The sequence below is a fragment of the Christensenella sp. genome (assembly GCF_034927525.1).
Taxonomy (GTDB): Bacteria; Bacillota; Clostridia; order Christensenellales; family Christensenellaceae; genus Christensenella.
In genome coordinates this window covers 1-9,160 of sequence record NZ_JAYFPU010000184.1, presented here as the reverse complement: position 1 = coordinate 9,160, position 9,160 = coordinate 1, and the positions used below count along the sequence as shown (strand labels likewise).

7 protein-coding genes and 2 pseudogenes are annotated in these 9,160 nt (G+C 47.2%); all 9 read left to right on the top strand.

Annotated features, from left to right (window positions below):
• A pseudogene (locus VB081_RS07645) lies at positions 1 to 309 on the top strand (mannose-6-phosphate isomerase); the annotation flags it as partial.
• Between the two features lie 299 nt (positions 310 to 608).
• Positions 609 to 1,568 carry an ROK family protein gene (locus VB081_RS07640; protein ID WP_323400228.1) on the top strand — a complete coding sequence of 320 codons (960 nt, stop codon included), beginning with the start codon at positions 609 to 611 and terminating at the stop codon, positions 1,566 to 1,568.
• A 30-nt stretch (positions 1,569 to 1,598) separates the two neighbouring features.
• The gene (locus VB081_RS07635; RefSeq protein WP_323400227.1) at positions 1,599 to 2,342 is read left to right on the top strand and encodes a DeoR/GlpR family DNA-binding transcription regulator; all 744 of its coding nucleotides are present in this window, start codon (positions 1,599 to 1,601) and stop codon (positions 2,340 to 2,342) included.
• 268 nt (positions 2,343 to 2,610) lie between these two features.
• Positions 2,611 to 3,245: pseudogene (locus VB081_RS07625) on the top strand (substrate-binding domain-containing protein).
• A 62-nt stretch (positions 3,246 to 3,307) separates the two neighbouring features.
• Complete coding sequence (locus tag VB081_RS07620; protein WP_323400226.1) at positions 3,308 to 4,786, top strand: L-fucose/L-arabinose isomerase family protein; 1,479 nt, start codon at positions 3,308 to 3,310, stop codon at positions 4,784 to 4,786.
• Between the two features lie 420 nt (positions 4,787 to 5,206).
• The gene (locus VB081_RS07615; RefSeq protein ID WP_323400225.1) at positions 5,207 to 6,046 is read left to right on the top strand and encodes a sugar phosphate isomerase/epimerase family protein; all 840 of its coding nucleotides are present in this window, start codon (positions 5,207 to 5,209) and stop codon (positions 6,044 to 6,046) included.
• Positions 6,047 to 6,071: 25 nt separating this feature from the next.
• Positions 6,072 to 6,980 carry a sugar phosphate isomerase/epimerase family protein gene (locus VB081_RS07610; protein WP_323400224.1) on the top strand — a complete coding sequence of 303 codons (909 nt, stop codon included), beginning with the start codon at positions 6,072 to 6,074 and terminating at the stop codon, positions 6,978 to 6,980.
• Positions 6,977 to 8,056, top strand: a complete 1,080-nt coding sequence (locus tag VB081_RS07605) for a zinc-dependent alcohol dehydrogenase (protein ID WP_323400223.1) — start codon at positions 6,977 to 6,979, stop codon at positions 8,054 to 8,056. The genes VB081_RS07610 and VB081_RS07605 overlap by 4 nt, the downstream gene beginning before the upstream one ends.
• 125 nt (positions 8,057 to 8,181) lie before the next feature.
• On the top strand, positions 8,182 to 9,160 hold a 979-nt coding region (locus tag VB081_RS07600; RefSeq protein WP_323400222.1), incomplete at its 3' end, for a LacI family DNA-binding transcriptional regulator.

Here is a 9,160-nt window from a genome sequence, read left to right as displayed (position 1 = left end):
GTGAGCAACCTCAAGCCGTCGGTAGTGGGTGCGTCGGGAAAAGAATGGACGGATGAAAGCGGTGCGAAGCACAGAGCGCTTGCAAGCTGTCCATATTTCACGACAGAACTCATTACGAGCACAGGGCGGGCGGCGGTGCATGCAGGAACAGAAAGCTTTGTTTCTCTCGTGATTTTAGAAGGACAGGGGGCTGTGGAAAATGGCGAAGACAGACTCTCCTTCGCGACTGGCGACAGCCTGTTTGTGTCCGCCGGAAGCGGTGCGATACAGATCAAAGGTGAATGTACGTTTATTAAAACGACGGTGTAGATAAGTGCGTCTGAGGCGCTGTTTATCGAAACCTCTATCCGCTATGCTTCCCACGGTCTGAGTTTACCGCAGTCTTTGATGGCTATTTGCATTCCGAGTCTGCGCACTTCGTTTACAAAGACATCGGAAGCAAACACCGCATCACGACTGGCGGTAACAAGTATTTCTAGGAAGCTTACTCAGAGCAAGTGTGGTTTTGGTTTAAACAGAATGTCACGATTTGATCGCGCTTGATTTTTTTTGATAATTATTGTAAAATAATAGTAACGAATTTCACAAGATTTTTAGGGGAGAACCGAATGAAATATTATCTGGGGATAGACCTCGGCGGCACAAATATCGCGGCGGGTGTGGTTGACGAAAACTACAATATTGTAGCGCGGCACAGCATTCCGACAGGTGCGCATCGTTCTTTTGAGGAGATCGTTGCAGATATGGCGCGTGCGGCAAAGGAAGTTGCGGAAAAAGCGGGGTTACCACTTTCGGCTTTCACGTCTCTTGGCGTGGGAAGTCCGAGCTGTATCAACCCAAAGACGGGGTTGCTTACATTCGCGAACAATATGGGCTGGCGCAACGTGCCCATCATAGAAGAATTGAAAAAGCACATAGACCTGCCGGTACTGGTATACAATGACGCAGATTGTGCGGCGCTTGGCGAAGCGCTCGCAGGCGCGGCAAAGGGGTATCAAAATGTGTTGATGATCACGCTCGGTACGGGTGTTGGCGGTGGCATGATCCTCGACGGCAGGATATTCAAAGGTGCGGACGGCGCGGGCTTTGAGCCGGGGCATACTGTCATCGTATATGACGGCGTGATGTGTACCTGCGGGAAAAAGGGATGTTTGGAATCCTATGGCTCTGCGACTGGTCTTATCAACCAGACAAAAGTGGCAATGCAGGCACATCCACAGTCGCTGATGCATGAATTTTGCGGTCATGACTTAAGTAAGGTAGATGGCAGGACAGCGTTTGAATCGGCCAAGCAGGGAGACAAAGCGGCGCAGGATGTGGTAGATCAATATATTTCATATGTTGCGGTAGGCATCGGAAACCTATCGACCGTACTACGGCCGGAAATCGTTATCGTGGGCGGCGGTATCTGTAACCAGAAAGAATGCCTGCTCGATCCGCTCAACGAAAAGCTGCAGGATTATGTTTTCGGCGCTTCGGATATTGGCGCACCTGAGGCAGTCGCTGCGACGCTTGGCAACGACGCGGGCATTATTGGCGCGGCACTGCTTGAAAAATGCATGGAATAGCTGTCAGTGGTGAGGAAAGGGTATAACAAAATGATTGCTTCTGAACGTAAACTATACATCATGAACTGCTTGAATAAAAAGGGGATCATCAATTTAAAAGAGATCGCCAAGGAGCTTGCCATTTCTGAAATTACCGTGCGTAGGGATTTTGAGAAGCTGGAAAAAGAAGGAAAACTAAGACGTGTGCAGGGCGGCGCGGCGCTTGAAGAGGTACTTGAAGACGCAGAGCTCACGATGAATGAACGTATCTCCATCAATATGGACGAAAAGCGTAAGGTTGCGAAATATGCCGCTGACCTTGTAAACGACGGGGATTGTGTTTTTGTGGATGCGGGTACCAGTATGGTGCCGCTTGCGGAACATTTGATGAACAAACGGATCAGGCTTGTGACGTGTAACGAGCTTGTATTGCGAAAAATGACGAATCCGGCGGCTGAAGTTATTGTCGTGGGTGGAAAGTTTTTGCCGTACTACAGCATGACAGTGGGGCCGCTCGCACAGGATGTGTTAAAACAATTCCATTTTAGCTACTCGTTTATCGGCTGCACAGGGATCGACGCACAGCAGGGCGTTGTCTATACAACGGAAACGGAAAGCATGCTGATGAAGCGGATCGCGCTTGAAAACACAGATGAATGTGTGCTGCTGATGGACGACAGCAAATTGCAGATGCGGGGCTTTTTGAAATTTGCGGAAATCGCTGATTTCAGTACAGTCGTGTGTAATGGTGCTCCGCCGGAGGGGGAAATGCCGGAAAACATTGTATTTGTTTAAATATGAAAGATGAAAAGAGCGGAAAGCCGCTCTTTTTTTATTGTGCAGGAAAACCCCGCGCTGTGCGTGGGGATCAAAAAAGCTTGTAGCTATGAGAAGAAAAACCTCCTTTTGTTAAAATGAACTTGCGGCCTGACAACTGCAAGGAAACAAAAGGAGGTTTTTAAAATGAATGATATAAAAAGCTTAGCACATACAAAATGGAACTGATGACTATATTGCGAAGGGGATCGACGTTCTTGTAATCGATCCTGTAGAAAAAGAGGCAATGGTGCCTGCGTTTGAACGGTTGAAAGATGCGGGGATTCCCGTGGTCTGTGTAGATCGTTATGTACCCGCGGAATATGAGTCCGTTGTCAAAGCGGATGATGTGAAAATTGGGAAAAAAGCGGGAGAAGCGATGGTAAAACTTTTAGGAGGGACTGGAAAAGTTGTCGAAATACAGGGGCGCCGGCTGCTTCCAATACAAACGACAGGCATATTGGCTTCGCGCAGGGCATCGAAGGATCCGATATTGAAGTAATCGCCGCGCCATACGCAGATTTTTTACAGACGAGAGGCTTGGGAGAAATGGAAGACCTGCTGCAGCGTTTCCCAAATGATAGTGATATCGATGCGATTTTCAGTCAGTCGGATGTGATGACCATGGGGATCATACAGGCCCTGAATGCGGCAGATCGTAAAATCCCAATTGTAAGCATTGATGCGCAGGAATCGGCGCTCGATGCGGTGAGCGCGGGATATATCGACGCGGTGGTGGCGTATCCGATCCCTATGCCGGCAGGCATATTTGCCGGTGTGAAAGTGATGAGTGGGGAAAACATCCCCGATTATATAGAGCTTGAATGCCCGGTCATCACAAAGAACAATGTGGAGGAGTATCAGGGCCACTCTGGATATTAAATAAAACATCAAAATTTTAAGCGAAAATGTAGGTTTTATATGCAGAAAAGGAGAATAAGAAAATGCATAATATACCGGAAGTAAAACTTGGCGTGATTGCGGTCAGCAGAGATTGTTTTGTGATCTCTCTTTCAGAGCGCAGGAGAAGCGCTGTCGTGGCAGCGTGCCGTCAGGAGTATGATATAGAAGTATTTGAGTCAAAAACGACGGTAGAAAATGAGAAGGATATGCTTCAAGCTGTTGAAGAAGTAAAGGCAGCGGGTTGTAACGCACTGCTTGTATTCCTTGGAAACTTTGGGCCGGAAACACCAGAGACGTTGATTGCAAAGAATTTCGATGGTCCCGTTATATATGCGGCGGTGGCAGAAGAAGCGGATTTAATGCAAGGACGGGGAGATGCTTATTGCGGCATGCTCAATTGTTCATACAATTTAGGACTGCGCAAACTCAAGGCGGTCATTCCGGAATATCCGGTGGGAACAGCTTTTGACATCGCAAAAATGACAGCGGAATTTATTCCTGTGGCAAGAGCGCTCATAGGTCTTGCGTCGCTGAAGGTGATCTCTTTCGGACCGCGGCCGCAGGATTTTTTCTCATGCAATGCTCCTATCAAAGGGCTATATGATCTCGGCATAGAGATTGAGGAAAACTCGGAGCTTGATCTTCTGGTGTCGTATCGGCAGCATGCAGGAGATAAGCGCATTCCAAGTATTGTTGAAAATATGACTGCAGAACTTGGAATGGAAGGGAACCAATACCCGGATCTGTTGCCGCGTATGGCACAGTATGAGCTTACGCTTATGGATTGGGCAGACGCGCACAAGGGGGCGCGCAAGTATGTGGTGTTTGCAAACAAGTGTTGGCCAGCATTTCCCACAGAATTTGGATTCGAGCATTGCTATGTCAACAGCAGGCTTGTGTCAAGGGGAGTTCCGGTGGCGTGTGAAGTGGATATTTATGGTGCTGTCAGCGAGTATATTGGCGCGTGTATTACCCAGGATGCGGTCACGCTTCTTGATATCAATAATTCTGTGCCGAAAGAAATGTTTGAAAACAGCATTGAACACAAGTATGATTACACGCTGGAGGATACCTTTATGGGGTTTCATTGTGGGAACACTCCATTTTGCAAACTTTCTAAGGGTGCTGTGAAATATCAGCTGATCCAAAACAGGTTATTGGAAAATGGTGGCCAGCCGGATATTACGCGTGGGACGTTGGAAGGCGATATTCTGCCGGGAGAAATCACCTTTTTCCGGTTGCACGCAAATGCAGACGTCTCATTGCAGGCGTATATAGCGCAGGGAGAGGTGTTACCCGTTCCAACACGGTCGTTTGGGGGAATCGGCGTGTTTGCGATTCCGCAGATGGGCCGTTTTTACAGGCATGTATTGATTAAAAAGCGGTATCCGCATCATGGCGCTGTTGCATTTGGGCATGTGGGAAAAGCGCTTTTTATGGTAATGAATTATCTCGATGTGGAAGATATTGCATTCAACCAACCTCAGGGAATGCTTTATAAGACAGAAAATCCATTTTAACGGATGAAAAGAAAACAACACCGCAGGAAAAGCAATGGATTGCTTTTCCTGCGGTGTTTGTGTATGTTCGTAAATATTGCCTTGGTTTTGGCAAGACTTTTAGCGAGAGCGCAATCAAGCGGCCAAACGCGATGAGAACTGCCAGCACCGTTGTGATGCCGGATGTTGTTTGCGGCGGCGCGGCAACCGTAGCATAATCCTCGTCATTGACTGATATTTCGTGATGCCCTAAATAATTTTATCCGGCAGTATAGTCAATGATGTGAAGGAATGAATTTGGAGTCTGGAATTTGCGATGACAAAATATTAATATGTTAAAATAAAATTAACTATTGAAATTTATATTAATTAATGATATAAATAATATAGACGTTATAAATAAATTACAATTACTCTTTAAACAAATCTAGGAGAAACAGAATGAAAGTAGGAATGAATTTATTACTATGGACAGATATGCCTACTCGAAAGCATATTCCGCTCATTCGCCAAATCAAGGAATGGGGTTTTGATGGAATTGAATTATCACTGGACGATATGGAAATACAGGATGTGGAAGAAATCGCGGCGGAGTTGAAAAAAATAGACATGGGCGCGGCGGGAATCGTCGCATTGCCTGCCACTGTAGCCGATCCGATCAACCCGGAGAAAAGGCTGCGTGATGCGGCGGTCGACTATATAAAACGGTGCATTGATAAAGCTGTCGTATTGGGGGCGAATGTCATTGCGGGGCCAATGTACCAAGGACTTGGAAGATTTACCGGAAAAGGACCGACACGGCAGGAAAAAGAATGGTGCGCGGAAACATTTGCAAAACTCGCGCCCTATGCAAAAGAAAACAATGTGGTATTGGCTGGCGAACCGATTAACCGATTCGAAACCTATTTTGTGAATACAGTCGATCAGGCGATCGAGATTGTAGATATGGTAAACCACGAAAACTTTGGAATACACGCGGATACGCACCACGGGAATCTTGAGGAACTGGATATTCAGGGAGCATGGAAAAAGGCTGGAAAACGGATAAAGCATATTCATATATCGGAAAACACCCGTGGAATACCGGGAACGGGACCTGCGGTATACCCTGAGCTTTTCCAGACCATTCGTGAAATCGGATATGACGGCTGGCTTAACATTGAAGCGTTCAACCAGAGCGTGCCGGGGCTTATTGCGCGGCTTCACCTATGGAGGCCGTTTGCAGAAAACGACGATATCATCGCAATAGAAGGTTGCAAATATATTAGAAAGTATATGTAACGAACATCACCAAGGGGAAGAGCACATGAAAAAAATATCGATTGGAAGCTGGGCATATTGTTTTGGCCCATATCAGGATCAACCGGTTCCGCTGGATGTCGTTCTGGAAAAAGTAGCAAAGCTGGGATTCGATGGGATAAGCATTGGCGGATTCCGACCGCATGGATATTGGGAGGATTACCCGGACATAGGTTCGCGAAAGGCGCTCAAAAGGAAGATTGCGGACGCAGGCATGGAGGTGCTTTGTTATACGGCATGTATTGAGCAGGCGAATCCGGTGACGGAATTTGATCAGTTTATGAGATACTTCAAAAAGACGATCCAAATGATGGTAGATTGCGAATTTCGAACGATCCGCATGGACTCGTGTATCCCGCCGATTGTTCCGAAGGGGATGGATTATGCGGAATGTAAGGAAAGAATCTTCGAATTTCTGAAAAGAATCAGTGTATACGCAGCAACGGAGGGAATTGATGTCGTTTGGGAATTTGAACCGGGGTTTATGCTGAACAAGCCAAGTGAAGTGATAGAAGTATATCAAACGGTTGACGAAAAGAATTTTTCCTTAATGTTCGACACCTGTCACGCGCAGATGTGCGCCGTAAACGCGGCACGGCAGATTGGGGAAAAGGAAATTCTGCAGGGCGGCGTTCTGGAATTCATCGGGATGGTCAGAGACATGATCGGGATCGTTCATCTCATTGATTCGGATAATACGATGCACGACAACGATACCAGCACGCACGCGCCGTTTGGGCAGGGAGTACTCGATTTTGACCGGATTATTCCAGCGCTCCTTGATAAAGCAAATTACAAAAATAACTGGTGGGAAATCGATTTGTGCTTCTGGCCGGACGCATGGGTGGTTACGGAGGATTGTAAGAAATTTGTCGATCAGCTTAACGCGAAATATTGTGGAGGAAGTCTGAAGTGAAAGGAAAGATGAAAGCCCAAGTTTTCTACGAAGCAGGGAAAATGAGGATAGAAGAAATAGATATTCCGCAAATCAGCGACAGGGAAGTTCTGATCAAGTTAAAAGCATGCGGAATTTGCGGATCGGATATTTCCTATTATTATGGGCATAGCCCGCTCGATACTCCAAACGGAAAAGGTCCGCTGGTATTGGGACATGAATTCAGCGGGGATGTCGTGGAAATGGGAAGAGAGGTAAAGCGTCTGGGACTTCTTGGTGTAGGAGACAGGGTTACATGCAATCCTGTGCAGCCGTGCAATTCGTGCGTCTACTGTAAAAAGGGTATGTTTAATCTGTGCAAACAGTCCAGGGTGCCGGGAGTCAGTGTGAACGGGGCCTTGGCTGAATATGTCAAAGTGGATTACACCAATGTCTTCAAACTTGGCAACGCGGTATTGTATGAGTATGGCGCGATGACAGAGCCGCTTGCATGCGCGACGCACGGTATTACCACCTTGGATATTGAGCTGGGGGATACGGTGGTCGTCATCGGGCCGGGCGCCATTGGCCTGATGATGGTGCAGCTTGCAAAGGCGCGCGGAGCGGGCAGAGTCGTTCTGGTCGGAATATTCGATTATCCGCTGCAGGTCGGGCTTGCGTGCGGAGCGGACGTCGTGCTTAACAGCGGTGATAAACAATCGCAGTATTACTGCGAAGATGTATCCGCGAAGATCGCGGAACTGACGAACGGCCTGATGGCGCAGAAAGTCATTGTTCCCACAAATGCGATGCCGGCTTTGCAGTCGGCGCTGGATGTTTCGTCGGGCGGTTCAACGATCGTATATTTCGGACTGCCTGGGGAAAGGGATGTTCTGGAAATACCGGTGCTGGAAGCAATACAAAGCAGCAGGACAATCAAATTTTCCTGGCTGACGGGCCAGATCTGGCCGAACGTGATCAACGCGCTGGATGCAAATATGATCGATTTAGGCCCGCTCATTACACACCGATTTTCCCTGGCTGACGCGGGGAAAGGCATTGAGTTTATGAAAGAGTCGCAGGAAGACAAAATAAAAGGGGTGATTTGCATCGGATAACTGGCGGCTATTGAAAATAGGATGAAAAATTGTTACCATGATAAATGAATATAAATGAAAATTAATGATATGTCGCGTAAGTCATGCCTATTTTTGGAAGATTGCTGACAGGAAAGTGAAACAATATGAAGAATGAGCGCAAGGTAACAATGGATGACATTGCACAAAAAGCAGGGGTCACCCAGGCAACGGTATCGCATGTTATAAACGGTACGGCAAAGATTTCGGAGACTGTGACAAAACGGGTGTTGCGGGCGGCGAAAGAGCTGGAATATGTACCGAAGAAATGGTCGAGAGTGTCGAGAGACCGCGTGAAAAAGACGATCGGTCTGCTGATTCCGGATGTTGAAAACGGATTCTACGCGGAAATCGCAAAAGGGGTTGAAACGGCCATGCGCCGGCGGGGGTTCATGACGTTTCAGTGCAATACTTTTTATAAATCAAGTTACGAAAAAAACTATATTAAAACACTGCTGCAATATAACGTTTCGGGGGTGATCGTCGGTTATCCTATGGCCAGCAGGGAAAGCTATAATATATTGCTGGAAAATCACCTTCCCACCATTATTGTCGACGATCGGCCCAAAGGGATGGAGGAGCTGTTTTCATCAGTGGAAATCAATAACCTGCTGGGGGGGCAACTCGCTGCGGAGCATCTGGAGAAGCTGGGCGGAAAACAGATATGCATCGCAAGCGAACCGGTGATCAGTTCCGCTTTGGAGCATCGTATTAACGGGTTTTGCCGCATGATGGCCGATATGGGGAAATCCATTAAAAACGAGTATATCTATATTGAAGACAGTCAGTACGGGAAGATGGAAATGGGGTATAATATCGGCGCCAAGATTTTAGTGGATGGCAGTATCGACGCAATATTTGCAACATCCGATCATGTGGCCTTTGGTATTATGAAGAGGCTCAAGGAACATAACGTCAGGTTTCCGGAAGACGTTATGATCATGGGCTATGACGATGTGAATTTTGCACACCTGATGGAACCGTCGCTGACGACAATTTCCCAGCCGATCGATAAGCTGGCGGAAAAGGGCGCGGAGTTACTGTATGAGAATATTAATAACTATGCGGCGGAAATTGAGCATATTA